Below are 19,624 nucleotides of genomic sequence, written 5' to 3'. Positions count from 1 at the left end.
GCACCGGATGGTGCCCGGGACAAACTAAACGACACTATGCCATTGCGTACCAACGGCCGGATCCTTGCGGCGTCCCTGGCTGTCCTGGCCTTTTTATCGGCCTGCTCGGAGAAAAAGCAACATCCCGTGGACCGGGTAATCGGCAGTTTTTCCGATTCCCTTCCCCGCATCCCCCTGCCCGCCGATGCGGATACAGCCGATGCGAAGTGGGCCGGCATCGACCTGGAGCCCAAGACCCCGGTCAGGCCCCTCTATCCCGAAGAATCCGCCAAAAAGTTCCTCCTGCCCCCGGGATACCGGATGGAGCCCGTCCTGACCGAACCGGAAATCGAGCAGCCGGGGGCCATCGCCTTTGACGGGAACGGACGGATGTACGTACTGGAACTCCGGACCTATATGCTCACGGCCGATTCGGACGGGGAACTCGACCCGGTAAGCCGGATTTCGCGCTGGGAGGATACGGACGACGACGGGATATACGACAGGGGGACCGTCTTTGTGGACAGCCTGGTCTTCCCGAGGTTTGTCCTGCCCTATGGGAAGGACTGCATCCTCGCCATGGAAAGCAACCAGGACAATGTCTACCGGTATACGGATACGGACGGGGACGGGAAGGCAGACCGAAAGGAACTGTTTACCAACCGGTATGGCCGGGCTGGGAATGTGGAACACCAGCAGGCCTTTATGTATTACGGGATGGACAACTGGCTCTACAGTACGGTCAATGCGTTCCGTGTCCGGGAGACGGCAGCAGGCGTCATCCGCGAACCTACCGGGTACAACCGGGCCCAGTGGGGCCTGACCCACGACGATGACGGGAAGCTGTGGTTCCTGGGCGGTGCCTCCGGCGTCCCCTCCTATTTCCAGTTCCCCATCCACTACGGGAATTTTGAGGTGCCCGGCGAACTGGCCGAGGGCTTTGAAGTCCCCTGGGGGGCGCCCGTCGGGGTGGCCGATATGCAGGGGGGCATGGACCACGTGCGCAAACCCGACGGCTCCCTCAACCGGGTAACCGGGGCGGCAGGCAACGACATCTATCGCGGGGACCGGCTCCCCCGGGAACTCTACGGGGAACTTTTTTACGGGGAACCGGTAGCCCGAATCGTTCGCCGCATCCACCCGGAGGTGCAGGAAGGGCTCACGACCCTGCACAACGCCTACCAGCCCGAAAAATCCGAATTCCTGCGCAGCCTGGACCCGCTTTTCCGGCCTGTGGACCTGACCACGGCGCCGGACGGGACGCTCTATGTCACCGACATGTACCGGGGCATCATACAGGAAGGCCAGTGGGTGCAGCCCGGGTCCTACCTGCGGGCCAAGATCGAACAGTACCAGCTGGACAAGGTGGTGGGCCTGGGCCGGATCTGGCGGATCACCCACGACAGCCTGGAGCGCGACCGCACCCGCCCGGACATGCTCGATAAGGAACCCGCCGAACTGGTTGCCTACCTGGGGCATCCCAATGGCTGGTGGCGGGACAAGGCCCAGCAGCTGATCGTCCTTTCCGGGGATAAATCCCTGGGCCCGGAACTGCAGGGTGTCCTTTGGTCCGATGCCAACCCCAACGCCCGGATCCATGCGCTCTGGTGCCTGGAAGGGCTGGGCCTGTTAAAGGAGGAACAGGTCAGGCGACTGGCTGCGGATGACAACCCGAGGATCCGGATACAGGCCCTGCGTGCCGGTGAGGGCCTTGTCAAAGCGGGGGCAACCTCCCTGGAAGCCCTGTATGCCGGCTTGATGCAGGACGCAGATACCGACGTGGCCCTGCAGGCCATGCTCAGCTCAAGCTACCTGGAATTGGACAGCCTGGAGGCACGCGTTTCCAATGCCCTCGAATCCTCGGACCAACGCGGCATCCAACTGGTAGGTACCCAGATCCTCGAGGGGCTGCAGGAAGGGGCCGGGGGCAACAGCCACCGGGACCTGGACACCGAACAAATCGCTTCCCTGGAGCGGGGTGCCGTGATCTATAACGAATTGTGCATCCAGTGCCACGGGGCCGGGGGCCTGGGAAAACCCGCCGGCAACGGCCGGCTGATGGCCCCGCCACTGGCCTCGTCGATCCGGGTACAGGACCACCCCCGCTATGCCCTGGGGGCCATCCTCCACGGGTTGCAGGGTAGCATTGACGGAAAGGATTACGCCGGGGGGATCATGGTGGGCAACCGGGAGCAAACGGACCAGTGGATCGCGGACATCACCTCGTTTATCCGGAGGGAAATGGGCAATGGCGCCTCCCTGGTAACCGCGGAAGAGGTCGCGGAATTCCGGGAGGACACCGGGAACCGGGGACCCTACGAGTACCCCGAGCTCCTCGCCTCCATCCCCAGGGAGCTCAAACCGGACCCCAGCTGGAAGATGGCCGCCAGCCATACCCAGCCCGTGGTGATCGGGGGATCCGCCAGCCCAGCGGCCGCATTCGACTTCGGCGGATGGACCACCGGGGTGGACCAGCAGGAAGGCATGTGGTACCGCATCGACTTCCCGGACCCGGTTTCCCTTTACGAAATCCAGTTCGATGCCCCGGCCAACGGCACGGTCTGGGCAGCAGCCAAAAAACCGGCCGCCTACCCCAGGGAACTCAGCGTGCAGGCCTCCGACGACGGCCAGACCTGGCGGGAAATTACGCGGGTGCGCCCCGACAGCCTGGAAGTGGCCTTCAAAATACCCCCTACCCGACTCCGCGCCCTGCGCCTGGAATTGACCGACACCCCGGATGAACCGGGCATCCCCTGGTCCATGCGGCGAATGCGGCTGTACGGACAACAGGGTAACATGCAAAAAAACAACCCTAAACCTGAAACGAGATGAAAAATGAAAAGCAAGGCGTATCGCGCCGCAAATTTATCGGCACGGCCGCACTGGCAGGCGCCGGGATCGGCCTGGGCGGCTCCCGCCTGTTTGCCGGGCCGGCACTGATCAAAAGCCCGGGGCTTTCCGCCTCAGTGATCAACGGGGTACAGCTGGGGGTCATTACCTATTCCTTCCGCAGCATGCCAGACCAAAGCGCCGAGGCGACCCTGCAATATGTAAAAGACTGTGGTATCAACGCCGTTGAACTGATGGGGGACCCTGCCGAGTCCTTCGCCGGGAAACCCGAAAACCCGGTGGACTTCCGCCGGTACTTCGGACTGCGCAGGGCCCAGCGCGACGGGGAACTCACCGCGGACCAGCAGCGGGAATTCGCCGACCTGCAGGCCCAGAGCGAAGCCTACAACAAGGAGGTGGCCGCCTGGAGGGAACAAACCTCCATGGAACCCTTCCAGAAACTCCGCCAGATGTATGCGGATGCCGGGGTTTCCATCTACGCCTTCAAGCCCCGCGCCTTTGGCATGGACAATACGGACGCGGAGATCGACTGGGGGATCCGTGCGGCGAAGGCCCTGGGTGCCAGCCATGTGACCCTGGAGCACCCGGACAATGACGCCCATACCCTGAAACTGGGGAAGATGGGTGCCAAACACGGCATCTTCGTGGCCTATCACGGGCACGAGCAGCAAACCCCCACCTTCTGGGATACGGCCCTGAAACAATCGACCTTCAATGCACTGAACCTGGACCTCGGGCACTATGTGGCAGCCGGCAATGCCGAACCCCTGGCGATTATGCGCGACAAGTTCTACCGCATACGGAGCATGCACCTCAAGGACCGCCAAAAACCGGCAAACGGCAAGGGGAATGTGGTTTGGGGCAGCGGGGACACGCCCATCCGGGAAGCCCTGCAACTCATGAAAAACAACCAGTACGAATTCCCGGGGACCATCGAACTCGAATACGATATCCCGGAAGGCTCAAATGCCATCACCGAAGTCAGGAAATGCCTGGATTTCTGCCGGGAGGCTTTGAGCTAGAAAACGGATGATTCGGGTGGGGGCAGCGCCGGCTATTGGAGCGGCAACGCTAGCCCAGGTACAGTTCGATCAGGCCCTCGGGGGTCCGGATATGGATGGTGCGCCCTTTGCGATCCACTTTTTCGATGAAATCATCGCTGACCGGGATCAGCACTTCGCGCCCGTCCTTGTCGGCCACGAACAGCGCCTGGGCGCCCTGGTCGTTTACCGCGCGTATCTCACCCACATCCCCGAACCGGGAATCGTGGAGCCGGAAACCAATGACTTCGTGGTAGTAGAATTTGTTTCCCTCCAGGGCGGGCAGCATCTGAAGCGGCAGGTAGAGGGGTGCCCCCAGCAGCCGGGTGGCAGCAGCCTCGGAATCGATATCCTCAAAACGCAGCCGCAGCAACCGGGACTTATGCAGGCGGCATTGCCGCAAAAAAAATGGAACCAGGTTGTTCCCCAGGGAAACAAACACCGATTCCAGATTTTCGTATAAATGCGGCTCGTCAGTATCTAACTTCGCCAGCAATTCGCCTTTGAAACCATGGAGGGAGACAATCTTACCAAGGTAAAAGCAGTCCTCCTTGCGCATGGCCATCCGGCTTATTTCTCCTCGCTATCCGCAGCGGGCTTTTTATCAGCCTCTTCAGCGGCAGCGGCGGGCTTCTCTTCTTTGGCTTCTTCAGCGGCAGCCTCCTTCTTCTCTTCCTTGGCTTCCTCAGCGGCAGGCGCTTCGGCTTCGGCTACTTCGGCCTTCGGCTCGGGGGCTTCCTCTACGGCTTCCACCTCCGCCTCGGCACTTACCGCTTCGGGGGTTTCGGGTGTTTCGGCAGTCGCTTCGGCTTCGGCAGCCTCGGGAGCTTCCTCTTCTACGGCCGCAGCCTTGCGTTTCTCATTGGCTTCCCTTTCGGCTTCCAGTGCCTTGGCACGAGCCTCTTCCCGGGCTTTCTCCAGGCCTTCGGTTTTCTGGGTTACTTTTTGTGCCTTTTCATCCAGCCATGCCTGGAATTTCTTCTCGGCCTCTTCCTCGCTGAGGGCTCCCTTGCGGACGCCTCCCATCAGGTGGTGTTTCATGAGTACCCCTTTGTAGGAGAGGATACGGCGTGCTGTTTCGCTGGGTTGTGCCCCGTTGTTCAGCCACTGAACGGACTGGTCCATATCGATCTCGATGGTGGCGGGGTTGGTGTTCGGGTTGTAGATCCCGAGTTTTTCAAGAAAGCGGCCGTCGCGTTTGGCACGTACATCGGCTGCTACAATCCAGTAAAAAGGTTTTCCCTTTTTACCGTGTCTCTGAAGTCTGATTCTTACTGGCATATCACATTAAATTTTGGGGTGCCCGACCCCGGTTATTAATCCTGTTTACAGCTTTTGGCGCTGTTCAGCCCATTGGCATTTCTGCCTTAAGCGGGTGCAAATATAAATCATTTTCCCGTTGTGCCCAGCCTAGAAACCAAAAATTTGGACCCCGGGGCCCCTCCTTGCCTTCCCAAAAGATGTTAAGGGGATTATAAAAAATGCTAATTATTTGATATTTAGCATTTTGGAATGTATACTATGGGTGTGTTGCTGAAAGCCGGCAACTACTTGTAACCACTAAAATGAAGATAGACCATGAAGTACACAGAAAAAATTTCGAATCAGTTAAACGATTTACTCGAAAAGACATACGATGCGGAAAAGGGCTATAAGCTGGCCGCCGACAAGGTGGAAGTGCCTGCCGTCAAACAATTTTTAAACGATAAGGTAAAACAGCGCAACATGTTCGGACACGAACTGAAGGCCGAAATCCGCGAATTCGGCGAGTTGCCCGATAAGGGAGGCAGCGTCAAAGGGGACCTGCACAGGACCTGGATGAATTTGACCAGTACCCTCACCGGCAATGAAACCGAACGCATCCTGGAAGAAGTGGAGCGCGGCGAAAAGGCCACCCTGGAGCGGTATGATGAAATCCTCGGCAACAAGGAGAACGTACTGCCGCCATCCACGGAGCAGCTCCTCAGGAACCAGCGCAATGCCATACAGGCAGCCCTCAACACTTCCAAGATGTATGAACAGGTAGTTTCCTGAAACGACCCTGACAAATACGTTTTAAGTTAATTGCAATCCCGGCCAATGCGCCGGGTTTGCTATATTTAGGAGCAAACAATCAGATCCCGGTTGCCATGGTTACATACAGGAAGCATCGTTGATAACTCATAAAAACTAGGTTTTTCCAGCCCGTACCATTTGTATAATTTTATCCTCCTGATCCCTGGACCTGCCCATGTACCTGATTTTTGACACCGAAACCACCGGACTCCCCAAACGCTGGGACGCACCTGTCAGCGATACCGACAACTGGCCCCGCTGCATACAGATCGCCTGGCAGCTCCACGACGGGGAAGGCAGGCTGGTTGACCAGTACGACGCCCTGGTGCAGCCCGATGGGTTCAACATCCCCTACGACGCCGAACAGATCCACGGTATTTCCACCGACCTGGCCCTGCAAGAGGGGCTCCCCCTGGACGAAGTGCTGGGGGAACTGCGCAGGGCCCTGTCGCAAACCCGTTTCCTGGTCGGGCAGAACGTCGGCTTCGACATCAACGTGATGGGGGCCGAGTTCTACCGGGCCGGGGGCGAAAACCCGCTCGCCGGCTTCCCGGTCCTGGATACCTGTACGGAAACGACCGCAGCCCTCTGCCAGTTGCCGGGGGGACGGGGCGGGAAATTCAAGCTGCCCACCCTCACCGAATTGCACCTGCACCTCTTCGGGGAACCCTTCGAGGAGGCCCACAACGCCACGGCCGACGTGGAGGCGACCACCCGGTGCTTCCTGGAACTGGTTCGCAGGCGCAAATTCAGCCCGGAGGAACTCGGCGTGGCCCCCGGGTATTTCGAGGCATTTGACCGGGTAAACCCGGGCCCGGTTGCCCCGGTGGGCATTGCCCATACGAACCTGAAGGAGGCCTCCCGGAAGCTGGCCGAGGCCACTGCCAGCGAAGACCCCGGCCTGACCCGGGCCGAGATCCGCGAAAACGCCAGGGCCCTGGAGGAAGTGGATTTTGCCCACCTGCACAACCACAGCCAGTTCTCGGTCCTGCAATCGACCATGGGCATCCGGGACCTGGTGTCGGCAGCAGCCGAGTACCGCATGCCCGCCGTTGCGCTGACCGACCACGCCAACATGATGGGCGCCTTCCACTTTGTGCGGGAGGTGAAGGCCTACAACAGCAACCTTTCCGAAGAAGACCGGGCTGCGGGTAAGCGGGAACTCGTCCCCATTATCGGCTGCGAGTTTTTTGTCTGCGAGGACCGCAACAACAAATCGGTCAAGGATTACGGGTACCAGGTGGTCATGCTGGCAAAGAACAAGAAGGGCTACCACAACCTGGCCAAGATGTCCTCCATTGCCTACACGGAGGGCTTCTACTACGTCCCCCGGATCGACCGAGAAGTGGTGGAGCGCTACAAGGAAGACCTGATCGTCCTGACCGGGAACCTGTACGGGGAAGTGCCCTCCAAAATACTGAACCAGGGGGAGCAGCAGGCCGAAGAGGCGCTGCTCTGGTGGAAGGAGCAATTCGGGGAGGACCTCTACGTGGAGGTCATGCGGCACGGGCAGGAGGACGAGGACCGGGCCAACCAGAGCCTGGTACCCCTGGCCCGGAAGCACGGGGTGTCCCTGGTGGCTACCAACAATACGTATTACCGGAAAAAGGAGGATGCAGAGGCCCACGACATCCTGCTCTGCGTCAAGGAGGGCGAGAAACAGGCGACCCCCATCGGCAGGGGGCGCGGCTACCGGTTTGGCCTGCCCAACCAGGAGTACTACTTCAAGTCTGCCGACGAAATGAAGGAGCTTTTCCGGGACCTGCCGGAGAGCATCCAGACCATCGGGGAAGTCATCGAAAAGATCACCCCCTTTGACCTGGCCCGGGATGTCCTCCTCCCGAAATTCGAGATCCCGGAGGAATTCAAGGTAGCCGAAGACCAGGCCGATGGCGGAAAGCGGGGCGAAAATGCCTACCTGCGGCACATCACCTACAAGGGCGCGGAACGGCGCTACGGCGAACTGACGGACGCCATGCGGGAGCGCATCGACTTTGAATTATCCACCATCGAAAACTCGGGGTACCCCGGGTATTTCCTGATTGTGGAGGACTTTATACGGGAGGCCCGGAACATGGATGTATCCGTTGGCCCCGGACGGGGGTCGGCAGCCGGTTCCGTGGTCGCCTACTGCCTGGGGATCACCAACATCGACCCGCTTAAGTACGACCTGCTGTTTGAGCGGTTCCTCAACCCGGACCGGGTATCCATGCCGGATATCGATATCGACTTCGACGACGAGGGGCGCTCCAGGGTCATGGACTACGTGATCGGCAAGTACGGCGCCAACCAGGTAGCCCAGATCATCACCTACGGCACCATGGCGGCCAAATCCTCCATCCGGGACACCGCCCGGGTGCTGGACCTGCCCCTGAATGACGCGGACCGCATCGCCAAGCTCATCCCGAACATGTCCAAGCTCGCCAAGATCTTTGGACAGGACGAGGCGGAACTCAAAAAGAAATTCCGGTCGGACGACCTGGTGAAGGTGAACGAACTGCTCAACCTTTCCGAAGGGGAAGACCTGGAGGCCCGGACCGTCAACATGGCCCGGGTGCTGGAAGGATCGCTCCGGAATACGGGGATCCACGCCTGCGGGGTCATCATCACGCCGGACGACATCACCAACTTCGTACCTGTGGCCACCGCCAAGGACTCGGACCTCTACGTCACCCAGTTCGACAACTCCGTGGTAGAGAGCGCCGGCCTGCTGAAAATGGACTTCCTGGGGCTCAAGACGCTGACGCTCATCAAGGACACCGTAAAGATCGTCAGGGCCCGTCAGGGGATCGAGCTCGTCCCGGACGACTTCCCCCTGGACGACCCGGAAACCTACGAGCTCTTCCAGCGGGGGGAGACCGTGGGCATCTTCCAGTACGAATCCCCGGGAATGCAGAAGCACCTGAAGGACCTCAAGCCCACGGTCTTCGACGACCTGATCGCCATGAACGCCCTCTACCGGCCCGGGCCCATGGAGTACATCCCGAGTTTTATCGCACGCAAGCACGGGGAGGAGGAGATTACCTACGACCTCCCTGAAATGGAGGAATACCTGAAGGAGACCTACGGGATCACCGTCTACCAGGAGCAGGTGATGCTGCTTTCCCAGAAACTCGCCGGTTTTACCAAGGGCGAGGCCGACGTGCTGCGGAAGGCGATGGGGAAAAAGATCTTTGCCCTCCTGCAGAAACTCCAGCCCAAGTTCCTGGACGGGGGCGAGGCCAAAGGGCACCCCCGGGCGGTGCTGGAGAAGATCTGGAAGGACTGGGAAGCCTTTGCCTCCTACGCCTTCAACAAGAGCCACTCCACCTGCTATGCGTACATCGCCTACCAGACGGCCTACCTGAAGGCACACTACCCGGCCGAATACATGGCCGCCGTGCTGTCCAACAACATGAACGACATCAAGCAGGTGACCTTCTTTATGGAGGAATGCCGTCGGATGGGCCTGGACGTATTGGGCCCGGATGTCAACGAATCCTATTACAAGTTTGCCGTCAACAAGGACAACCAGGTGCGCTTTGGCATGGGCGCCATCAAGGGGGTGGGGCGTTCCGCCGTGGAGACCATCGTGGAAAACCGCAAGGCGGACGGGCCCTACGAGTCTATCTTTGACCTGGCCAAGCGCATCGACCTGCGGGCGGCCAATAAAAAAGCCTTTGAAAACCTGGCGCTGGCCGGCGGCTTCGATTCCCTGGGCAATGCCCACAGGGCGCAGTTCTTCGACGCAGGCACGGACGGGGTAAGCTTCCTGGAAAAGGTAATCCGCTTTGGCGCCCGCTTCCAGGAGAGCGAGAACTCCTCCCAGGTGAGCCTGTTCGGCGGCAGCAGCGAGGTACAGATCGCCGAGCCCGAAATCCCGCCCTGCGAGGAATGGGGCACCATGGAGACCCTGAAGCGGGAAAAGGAGGTGGTGGGCATCTACATCTCCGGCCATCCCCTGGACGATTTCAAGACGGAAATCCAGGCCTTCTGCAATGCGGAAATCTACGCCCTGAACGACCTCTCCCCCTACCTCAACCGCGAGCTCAGCCTGGCCGGGGTGATCACCGACGTACAGCACCGGATATCTAAAAACGGCAAGGGGTGGGCCATCTTCACCCTGGAGGACTATTCGGATGCGTTTGAATTCAAGATATTCGGGGAGGAATACCTGAAGTTCAGGCACTTCCTGACCATCAACGCCTTTATTTACCTCAAGGTCTTCGTGAGGGAGGGCTGGGTCAACCGGGATACGGGCAAGAAAGGCGAACCCCGCCTGCAGTACAACCAGGTCCTGCTGCTGCAGGACGTGATGGAGGCCTATGCCAAAAAGCTGACCATCCAGCTGGATATTGGCCAGCTGCACGAAAAGCGCATCCGGGAGCTCAAGGACATGCTCCGCTCGTACAAGGGGCAGCACCCGCTGAATTTCGTGGTCTACGAGATGGACGAGGCCATCAAGGTGCAGCTCTCCAGCCGGAAGCAGAAGGTGCATATCAGCTCGGAACTGCTCAATTCCCTGCGGGACCGGGAAGTGCATTACAAACTGAACTGAGTCCGGGGATGCCCGAAGTGCGGCGAAGGGTTTTGTTGAGGCTAACCCTCTGGAAGGCAAATAGGTTGCATCAATCGGGACATCGACAAAACGAATACCGGCCGTGTAAGGGAACGGCCAAATAATTGACTAACTTTGCAGTAATCAAAATTGAAGCGACAATGGCATTAGAAATAACAGACGCTACCTTCGACGAGGTAGTACTCAAGAGCGACAAACCGGTAGTAGTGGACTTCTGGGCAGCCTGGTGCGGCCCCTGCCGGATGGTCGGCCCGATCATAGAAGAACTCAGCCAGGAATACGACGGCAAGGCCGTGGTAGGGAAGGTGGATGTGGACGTCCACCAGCAGTTTGCCGCCAAATACGGCGTGCGGAACATCCCGACCGTGCTGGTTTTCAAAGACGGGGAAATCGTAAACCGCCAGGTAGGCGTGAGCCCCAAAAAGGTTTACGCAGAGGCAATCGACGCCCTGCTGTAAGCAGCCCTGCCGGTAACAACTTAAGGAATCCCCCTCGCCTTGCGGCCCGGGGGATTTTTTTATGCCCGTTGGTCACAGCGTAAACGCCGCCTCCCCGGGCCCGCCCCCCTGCCAAAAGGGCCCTCCTACCTGCCGGGAGGGGCATTTGGCATTTCCTTGTGTGTTGCATCTCCCGGTGCTTTGTATCTTTAACCCATGGACCTCAGATCGGAACTCCACAATGCTCCCCTTTTCGAAAACCTGGGCCTGCTGGCGCGGCAGGTGGTGGAAGGGTATATCAGCGGCATCCACAAGAGTCCCTTCCACGGGTACTCCGCCGAATTTGCCGAACACAAAATCTACAATACGGGGGAGAGCACCAAGCACATCGACTGGAAGCTCTTTGCCAAAACTGACAAGCTCTACACCAAACGGTACGAGGAGGAGACCAACCTCCGCTGCCACCTGATCCTGGACAGTTCGGCCTCCATGTACTACCCGGAAATCAAAAAGCTGGACCTGGGCCACCTCCACAAGATGGGCTTCGCCGTCCTGGCGGCCGCCGCCCTGATGGAACTGCTGAAAAAACAACGGGACGCGGTGGGCCTGAGCCTGTTCTCCGACACCTACGAATACTACGCCCCGGAAAAGGGCAGCGAGCGGCATTACCAGATGCTGCTGGCCACCCTCAGCGAACTGGGCGCCGCCAACCGGCGGGGCGAAGGTACCGAGCTGCACACCCACCTCCACCTCATCGCCGAGAAGCTCAAACGCCGCAGCCTGGTGGTCCTTTTTTCGGACCTCTTCCAGGACAGCGTGGCAGACGAACAGCTCTTCGAAGCCCTGCGCCACCTGAAATACAACAAACACGAGGTGATCCTCTTCCACCTCACCGACAAGGCCACCGAACTCGACTTTGACTTCGAAAACACCCCCAAGCGGTTCCTGGACGTGGAGACTGGCCGGCACGTGGACCTCTACCCCGGGTCCATCCGCGACTCCTACCGGGAGGCCCTGGACACCTATGTCCGCTCCATCCAGCTGATCTGCGGGCAGTACGACATCAAGTACACCGGGGTGGACGTGGCAGACCCTTTTGCCCGTGTGCTCAACACCTTCCTCACCGAGCGCCAGCGGGTTGCCGGATAGGGCGGCTCGAATTGCGATTTTTCATACTTTAGATGCACCGGCCCGCTCTCTTGAACAGGGGCCTGGCAAAGGTTTTTCTAACACCGCTGCTGCATGAAAAAATTTTGGAAGGACCCTCAGAATATCATTGCGCTGGGCGTCACATTGATCAGTGTCTGCGCACTCGTTGTTTCCATCGCACAAACCCGGGTCATGAACAGGCAGAGCGAACTCATGGATATTCAGGCGCGCGCCTCCGTCCGCCCGATCCTGCAAATGGGAACCAATTGGGCGTTTGATCCGGAGTCCGGGGAACTCATCGTATTTCAGATCCATGTGAACAACGGAGGGGTGGGCCCTGCCACCATTGACGACGTGCAGGTTTCACTCGATGGGAAGCCGGTACGCGACTGGGAGGAACTCTTTTCTGCCTTCAATATCCCAGATAGCATCCCCACCTACAAGGATAACCGCAGACTCAGCAAATCCATTATCATGGCCGGGGAGGAGGTTGTCATTCTGGACTTGTCGGAAAATATCGAACTTGCCCGGCTGATTTACCGGAAAATGAACGCTGTCCGATATAAAATCACTTACAGCTCCATCTACGGGGACTCCTTTGAACTGTCCCTGGACGAAAACGGAATGACCAACCACAAGGTTTCCGAAGGGAATGAATCGTTTGGCCCGGATGGTTTCACGGATTGACGCGCCCGGCAAAAGGATCCGGACTTTACCATTTCTCTAAAATTGGCCTTTTTGTTTGCCGGATTGAAATAGTACCTTATATTTGCCCACGCTTTTGAACAAAAGCACTGACAATTTCCGCATAAACCAGCTGTTGCTGGTACCCGCAAGGGTTGGAAAATTGGTCTGGTAGTTCAGTTGGTTAGAATACCTGCCTGTCACGCAGGGGGTCGCGGGTTCGAGTCCCGTCCAGACCGCTGAAAAGCAAAGCCCTTCGCACGAACGTGCGAGGGGTTTTTTCATTTGGGAGCTCCCGAGCTTGCTCAGGGGAGCGAACAAATGAAAAAAACCAACGGCGGCGCCAGCCGGCGGAAGGGTTTTGATTTACAGCAGGCCCACCCCCAGGGCCGCTTTTGAGCCCAGCGAGAAAGCAATCCCGTTCGACTCCGGTGAGGCGACAATGGGCCACTTTTCCGGCGGGTGCCGGAAAAGCAATCCCGTCCAGATTGCTGGCGCGGGATATATTTCTGCATATCTTGGATATACAGGGAATTAAAAGATTTATTAGTACTGCTACTTCTTGCGGCAACTCCAGTATACCCAGGCAATAAAGAAAAATTGCAGCGGGATGCGGAACCATAGGAACTCCAAACCGTGGCCCGTGGCTTCCGCAGTTCGGAAATCAATATGCTCAATGGCCGCATGTACATGGGCAGGTATCACCAGTATTAGGTATATGATCAGGGCTATACCGGTAACTTTATAAGTGCGTGGCAGCAGCAGGCCAATTATAAATACTAGTTCCAGAATGCCCGTAGCCAGCACGCCTGCTTCACGGTACGGAAGGAAATCCGGGATCATAAGGGCCATCCCCTTTGTATAGACAAAGTGGACGTATGCAGTAAATACTAACATTGCCGCCATTGCTATACGGCCGGCTCCCCGAGCAGACAGTCGCAACTTAAATACCTTGGCGATCAGAAAGGCCAATAGGAAGACTGATATGAGTGTTGCCAGTGGTATCATTGGTTGGTGTTTTCGGGTAATTTACGGATTTATTCACCGACATTTAATTACTGTTTCCAGATTCTGCCAATAACTATGATGCCTTGTCGTAGCATGGTCATTCCATAGTCAAAGAGAGATTCCAAAATTGAATACAACAGGTAACATTTCAGGTACAACGTGCACACGTTTCCTTAAGTGAATCCAAATACAGATGGATCAAATATTGGATTTAGCACTGTAGAAATACCGGTAGTTGTGAAGAAGCTTAATCGTTTACTTCCCGTCCAGACCACAGAACATGCATTGTAAAATCCTGATAATCCGTAGATTCTCAAGATTTTTTGTTTTTAGGTAACAAAATCAGCAGTAATCTTTTCTAAGTATTTCATTATCATAATCTTATATTACATTCTATTAGCTGAAAAGAAAAAATCTACTTTTAATTTTGAATTATAAATTCTCCTTAAAGGAGAGTAATAATGGTCATATCAAATGGCTGGACTGGCTATAATTTTGTAATACTTATGATTTATTATTGGTACACCATTATTAAAATATTGGTTCTCAGAAACTTTCAAAGTAAAGTGGAATATGACCAGACCATAAGACGAACTTTTGGGGTTGGTCCCTTTGATTGTGATGGTTTACGTGTGATGACGGCATCAAAATACCCTATATATATGGACTTCTTACGTTGGGAATTAATTGCCCGGTCAAAACTATTTAAGGCTATTATCAAAGGAGGTCTCGCTCCAACATTAGGCTCGCAAAAGATCATATATAGAAAGCCATTAAAGATATGGTCGAAATTTGACGTGGTATTGGAAAGCGTTGGGATGGACGACAAATGGGTGTATCATGTTCATTATTTTGAACAAGACGATGCAGTCAAAGCTGTTGGGGTTACAAGAGCCCTGATTTGGAAAAGAGATATCCCCACTGCCCTAACTGATATTATGAAAGAAGCCGGGGCAACAGATATAAAAGTTCCTCCCTCATGGGTTTTATCCCTGTTTAAAGAGGATAAAGAAATTATGCAAATTGCAAATCAAAAAAACTTTAGCTAACAATGGCTCTAATTCATTGTGACGCCATGCAAAACCACTAAAATTTAAACTGGAAATCTAATTAATTCTCCCTATCGTAACTTCCCAAACCAATTTTAAGGTTCTGTTTTTCAGTATCGTATCGAAATATTTATTACCTTTTTACAGCTCTTCTCCAGGCGTGTCATACACCTGTAGTAATTGGTTTGTCATTTACTTCCATCATCTTCATTTCCCAACCAATTAAAATCATTGCCATCATGAAAACAATTAATGCTCAGGCGAACACGCTGACTGAAGCAGATGTCGCGTATTTTCAAAATCATTGGCCCGAAATGCAGGAAGCCTGGAATAAGGGAGACAGGGAACCTTATATCGCAGCGCATGAAACTTCAAATTATATGATCCCCAATGGTGAAACACTCACCGGGGCTGAGGATATCCGCTCCTATGTGGAGGATTTTCCCGAAGGGCGCGTAAACTTTTCCGGGTTTGACATTATGGGGAATCAGGGATTGGCAGCCGTCAGGGGCGATTTCACTTACAATTTGCCCAATGGGGATCTGATGGATAAAGGCAAATTTATCGGGTTGTTCCGGAAGGAGGCTGTGAGTGGCTGGGTAATGACCCATGCGATCTGGAATTCGGACCTGCCTTTGCCGGGTTAGAAGGCGGATGAAGTTTAAGCTATGAGCTACCAGAAAATGTATTTATTGTCAACCAGACCTTTCCCGGAACATACAGTGCCTTTTAGTGGCTTCATGAAAAGTTTTTGCACCATTGTTTTAAGTGTTCTGGCTTTTGGATGCACATCGCATGCAACTGATGAACGGTGGCCTGAGCCATCGGAAATTGTTGATCTGGGCGCCCTGGTAACAGAAGACCTCCCGGAACGCGTCTGGGGTGGATTTATGGAAAAATATGGATTCAGCGAATCCAACTCCTTTAAGACGATCCATAACAAATTTGAATTTCCGGACGGATCCGTTTCGGTCTATAATTCCTACCTGACCATTTTCAACCATGGGGGACCTCATGTAGATACCCCGAGACATGTAAATCAGGAAGGTGGGATAGACCGGTATACGGCCGATGATTTTATCGGTCCGTTAAAGGTCATTGACGCCAGTGGCTTCCCTTTCGGACGAACGGTTTCTTTAACTGAGGTTAAGAAACACGACATCCGGCCGGGTGATATCGTACTGATCTATACCGGGTACTCCCTGCCCGGAAAGGATGAATTGCCGCGCCGTATAGCGCTAACCCGGGAAGCGGCCGAATATCTGGCGAATCTCCCTGTTAAAGCCTTTGGGACCGACTCGTTGAATGTTGAAAGTGATGACGATCAGACCGAAATCAATTCCGGAACGCCCCTTCAGCGGCTGGCACCCATTCATTATGAATTTCTTAGCAGAGGGATTCCCCTGTTCGAACAACTGTTTAATGTCGACAAACTACTTGGCAAGGAAAATATGCTCTTTGTTGGCCAACCCTTAAATATCGAAAATGGAGATGGCATGATCGTCAGGCCCGTTGTTTTTGTATATGATGGCCTGGAGTAAGTTACAGGGGATAACATGATTGATATGTTGCTGCTATAATTGATCAGGACGAGTAAGGCCAACCTGATTTGTATACTTAACAGGCATATCACATGAGCACTGCATTTAATCGAGCCAATAAAGTATCGAAAGCCTTATATCATGATCAAATTCAGTAACTGTGCATCTTTGGCCACTTCCCTTTTTTTTATTGCATCCCTGTTGACCTTAAACGGCCAAGGTGTCCCCCGGGATTACTGGCAGGACATGACGACTGAGGACTTTGCAGTCCTCAATACTGAAAGCGTTATCGCTATTCTGCCGGTCGCGGCCATCGAGCAACACGGCCCTCACCTGCCGGTTTGCGCCGACGCCTGTGCCAACAAAGCAGTTACAGAAAGGATGCTGAAACTAAAGCCCGTTGGACTTCCCGTTACAGTCCTCCCGATGCTTCCGGTTGGAAAGTCCAACGAACACAGCGATTTTCCCGGTACGCTAACCTTGGAACCGGAGACATTGCGCCGGTTATGGACCGAGATCGCAGAATCCGTCCACCGGGTCGGTATCCGGAAACTAGTTCTCTATAACTCACACGGTGGACAACCGCCGATAATGGATATAGTAGCCCGCGACCTTCGTGTACGGCTCGATATGCTCGTGGTGGTAGTGAATCAATTTTCCTTGTATCCCACTGACCTTTTTCCAGAAGACGAGAATAAATATGGCGTTCACGGAGGAAGTGCAGAGACTTCCGTAATGCTGTACTTGCATCCTGATCTGGTGGATATGAGCAAGGCCCAAAATTTTGAGCCTTCAATGAAAAGCCTTGAAGGGGATTATCAGCATCTGAGTGCTACCGGCCCTACCCGAATTGCCTGGCAATCACAGGATCTCAACCCGGCTGGTGTAGTTGGAAACGCACTCGATGCAGACGCTGAACGCGGAGCCAAATTAATCGAAAACGCAGCCGTTCAATTTGTTTCCATTCTGAAAGAGGTGGATCGCTACTCACTTAGTAACCTTCGGATGGGGCCTCTAAGTAAAGAATGAGCATTTTACGAAAGGAATATGAGAAGAAGTTAAGAAACCCGAAAAACCCGGCTTTCTTAAAGTATATGCGCCATTTTGGCCCGATAAACTGCGTAATTGATATTCCCTTTATCCCGCGAGTCTGATAGTATTCATATCAGGTCACAATTCAGTTACAACGTGCACACTTTTCCTTAAAAGTATCCAAATACAAATTGATTAAATCATCTTACTTTCAATGCCATACAAGCACCTGTAGTTGTTTAGTGGTATAATAGTTTACTTTCCGTCCAGACCGCAGAACATGCATTTTATAAGTCTGATAATCAGCAGAATATAAGGCTTTTTCTTTTTAGGCAACTTTCAATAAGTTCTTCTGAATCAACCTAATGCTGAATCAATCCGTGCACCCATTTAGGATCTCCTTGGCTCCAGATGAAGATTCGAATATGGAGTTCATTTGTGCCCTGCCCTTAAGGGTGAACAGAACCTCGGTATCATTGACCGTGTTGATCAGCCCGCTGAAATTGTTGTTCTCCAAATTGTGTGCTATTTCATCACCTGTCAGCACCCGGCCATCCTCTGCATTGGTGCCGGTTAGCCGGTATTTCAGGACATAAGGGATATAAATATCTTTGATGGTGCGCACGGCGTCGTAGATTTCCACTACCGTAAATGGGGGCAGTTCAATGGTGCGTTTGCGCGACACCTCTTCAGAAACGGATTCTTCTTCCGTAATTTCCCGTTCCCGGTCCAGAGTTAAGCTCGTGGTTACTTCAAATCCTAGTGTAACGCCCGCCGTAACACTTCCGGTGACCTCGCCTCCATACAAATCGCTTCCCAAAGATGTCTCAGCACCCACTTCGATACTGGATTCCACGGAACTGGTGGAGCTCGAAAAAAGCGATATCCCCTCGGTAAGGGTGAAACTCGTGGTACGAGTCTTGGTGACCACCCGACCCACTTCCTCCGTGAGGGTAGCGGAAGAGCAATTGGTGAGCACGGACCGGAATGCAAAATCCAGACTCACAGGACCAAATATCGGGGGCAAATATTCGATTCCCAGATCTTCGAATTCCCAGTTCACCTCGGTAAGCAGCTTGAATCTGAAATCCCGGTAATCTTCATCCCCTTCACGGGCCAGGATCAGGCTCGTCTTGTTTGAATCGAAACCCAAATAAGGGATCCATGCGGATTCCTGGGTATTCGGATCCGGCGGGTCCACGAACCGCAATTGAAACCATCCCGCTGTATCTTTTACCAGTTCAAAGGTGCTTGAATTATCCAGCGTTTCACTGGTAATGTAGTATGCCCCGTCATCATTGGTGTCACTATTGTGCAAACCCCACCAGCCCGCATCAAAATTCTCATCCAGGTTTGGGTCTAAAATGGCTTCCCCATATCGGATCTTATATTGGTTTTCGGTAATGCGGACGAAGTAAAACTTGCGGTTGTCCTCGACTTGCGCCTCAAGTGGCTGGTTCTGAACATAGTGAGAACCGTACCAATTATAGTCGGGATCATCCAGAGCAAAGTTCTCCCCTCTCCGCAGGAGTCCCTCCTCCCCGTCTACCGTGATCAGATACGGCTGGTTTTCCCGTACATCCAGTTGCGGATCTCCTATAGGTTCTTTCCCAGTATTCAACCAAATTGTACGGAAGGTTTGGTCGAATATCAAATTTTGCTGAAAAAATACGAGTTCCTCCCCATCCTCCTGGATCAGGACTTCCGTGTCAATCCCATTTTCAAATGCTTCCTTTTCCATCTCGTTGAGTGAATCCACCTCCACCGAAAATGATGCAAGCGTTGTCCAGGGGTCAATGGGTTGGACTGTGTCGAATTGCGGATACCCGGGAAATGAAATGATAGCTTCTTTCGGACTATACCCTTTTCTGAAGATTTCCCGAACATCCAGAAAAAATCCGAATTCACCCTCGTCCAGGTCAAAGGTGAGGCTTGTGCTGTCAATCTCCGATCCGGCCCGGTTCAATCCGTCTTCCGGAAGAATGACATCTACGTTACTGCAATTGCAAAAGAGCAGGGAAACGGTGAAAACGATACAAATAATGATGGAATGCCTCATAATCGATTGGTTATGGTTTATAATTACGTACTTCTGTAAATCCGTTTTTATAAACCTCCAATCAATCTGATGCCTATATAGCGAATGCCCTAAGACGGTTTCTTCGTATAAGATTTTAAAGGGTGAGATACCGAGCGCAACCTTTGGGCCGATGAGAATATAACCTATAAATGGCAATAAAGC

General features: G+C 54.3%; 15 protein-coding genes and 1 tRNA gene. 12 read left to right on the top strand and 4 right to left on the bottom strand.

The features are described 5' to 3' along the window. Positions 1–36: 36 nt before the first annotated feature. Both H7F20_RS04780 and H7F20_RS04775 read left to right on the top strand, forming a co-directional pair. Positions 37–2,811, top strand: a complete 2,775-nt coding sequence (locus H7F20_RS04780; protein WP_185784973.1) for a discoidin domain-containing protein — start codon at positions 37–39, stop codon at positions 2,809–2,811. Further along, entirely contained in the window at positions 2,808–3,851 is a 1,044-nt protein-coding gene (locus H7F20_RS04775) for a sugar phosphate isomerase/epimerase (RefSeq protein WP_185784972.1), read from the top strand. The genes H7F20_RS04780 and H7F20_RS04775 overlap by 4 nt, the downstream gene beginning before the upstream one ends. Before the next feature lie 49 nt (positions 3,852–3,900). On the opposite strand, the gene rimM is transcribed toward H7F20_RS04775, so the two are convergent. Both rimM and H7F20_RS04765 read right to left on the bottom strand, forming a co-directional pair. Continuing rightward, positions 3,901–4,428: a ribosome maturation factor RimM gene (gene rimM / locus H7F20_RS04770; RefSeq protein WP_185784971.1), complete on the bottom strand. Its 528-nt coding sequence runs from the start codon at positions 4,426–4,428 to the stop codon at positions 3,901–3,903. An 11-nt stretch (positions 4,429–4,439) separates the two neighbouring features. Continuing rightward, positions 4,440–5,150 (bottom strand): 30S ribosomal protein S16, encoded by a 711-nt coding sequence (locus tag H7F20_RS04765; protein WP_185784970.1) that lies wholly within the window; start codon positions 5,148–5,150, stop codon positions 4,440–4,442. 297 nt (positions 5,151–5,447) lie between these two features. Between H7F20_RS04765 and H7F20_RS04760 the strand changes: the two genes are divergently transcribed. The 6 genes from H7F20_RS04760 (at position 5,448) to H7F20_RS04735 (ending at position 12,991) form a co-directional block, all read left to right on the top strand. Next, positions 5,448–5,903, top strand: a complete 456-nt coding sequence (locus H7F20_RS04760; RefSeq protein WP_185784969.1) for a PA2169 family four-helix-bundle protein — start codon at positions 5,448–5,450, stop codon at positions 5,901–5,903. A 196-nt stretch (positions 5,904–6,099) separates the two neighbouring features. Next, the gene (dnaE, locus tag H7F20_RS04755; protein WP_185784968.1) at positions 6,100–10,461 is read left to right on the top strand and encodes a DNA polymerase III subunit alpha; all 4,362 of its coding nucleotides are present in this window, start codon (positions 6,100–6,102) and stop codon (positions 10,459–10,461) included. A gap of 161 nt (positions 10,462–10,622) precedes the next feature. Further along, positions 10,623–10,940: a thioredoxin gene (gene trxA / locus H7F20_RS04750; RefSeq protein ID WP_185784967.1), complete on the top strand. Its 318-nt coding sequence runs from the start codon at positions 10,623–10,625 to the stop codon at positions 10,938–10,940. 195 nt (positions 10,941–11,135) lie between these two features. Beyond that, on the top strand, positions 11,136–12,068 hold the full coding sequence (locus tag H7F20_RS04745) for a DUF58 domain-containing protein (RefSeq protein ID WP_185784966.1): 933 nt from the start codon (positions 11,136–11,138) through the stop codon (positions 12,066–12,068). Between the two features lie 93 nt (positions 12,069–12,161). Further along, complete coding sequence (locus H7F20_RS04740) at positions 12,162–12,755, top strand: hypothetical protein (RefSeq protein ID WP_185784965.1); 594 nt, start codon at positions 12,162–12,164, stop codon at positions 12,753–12,755. 162 nt (positions 12,756–12,917) lie between these two features. Further along, positions 12,918–12,991 (top strand) — tRNA-Asp (locus H7F20_RS04735). Positions 12,992–13,307: 316 nt separating this feature from the next. Here the strand turns inward: H7F20_RS04735 and H7F20_RS04730 are convergent. After that, entirely contained in the window at positions 13,308–13,760 is a 453-nt protein-coding gene (locus H7F20_RS04730; RefSeq protein ID WP_185784964.1) for a hypothetical protein, read from the bottom strand. Positions 13,761–14,221: 461 nt separating this feature from the next. Between H7F20_RS04730 and H7F20_RS04725 the strand changes: the two genes are divergently transcribed. The 4 genes from H7F20_RS04725 (at position 14,222) to H7F20_RS04710 (ending at position 17,379) form a co-directional block, all read left to right on the top strand. Beyond that, positions 14,222–14,809 carry a thioesterase family protein gene (locus tag H7F20_RS04725; protein WP_370588475.1) on the top strand — a complete coding sequence of 196 codons (588 nt, stop codon included), beginning with the start codon at positions 14,222–14,224 and terminating at the stop codon, positions 14,807–14,809. Between the two features lie 239 nt (positions 14,810–15,048). Beyond that, positions 15,049–15,456, top strand: a complete 408-nt coding sequence (locus H7F20_RS04720) for a nuclear transport factor 2 family protein (protein WP_185784963.1) — start codon at positions 15,049–15,051, stop codon at positions 15,454–15,456. Positions 15,457–15,477: 21 nt separating this feature from the next. Continuing rightward, on the top strand, positions 15,478–16,350 hold the full coding sequence (locus H7F20_RS04715) for a cyclase family protein (protein ID WP_185784962.1): 873 nt from the start codon (positions 15,478–15,480) through the stop codon (positions 16,348–16,350). 141 nt (positions 16,351–16,491) lie between these two features. Beyond that, positions 16,492–17,379, top strand: a complete 888-nt coding sequence (locus tag H7F20_RS04710) for a creatininase family protein (protein ID WP_185784961.1) — start codon at positions 16,492–16,494, stop codon at positions 17,377–17,379. 376 nt (positions 17,380–17,755) lie between these two features. Here H7F20_RS04710 and H7F20_RS04705 read toward each other — a convergent pair whose 3' ends face one another. After that, positions 17,756–19,441 (bottom strand): hypothetical protein, encoded by a 1,686-nt coding sequence (locus H7F20_RS04705; RefSeq protein ID WP_185784960.1) that lies wholly within the window; start codon positions 19,439–19,441, stop codon positions 17,756–17,758. Positions 19,442–19,624 lie beyond the last annotated feature (183 nt).

This window comes from Robiginitalea sp. SC105 (genome assembly GCF_014243345.1).
Taxonomy (GTDB): Bacteria; Bacteroidota; Bacteroidia; order Flavobacteriales; family Flavobacteriaceae; genus Robiginitalea.
Note: the sequence above shows the minus strand (reverse complement) of the source record. Positions and strands in the feature narration are given on the sequence as shown.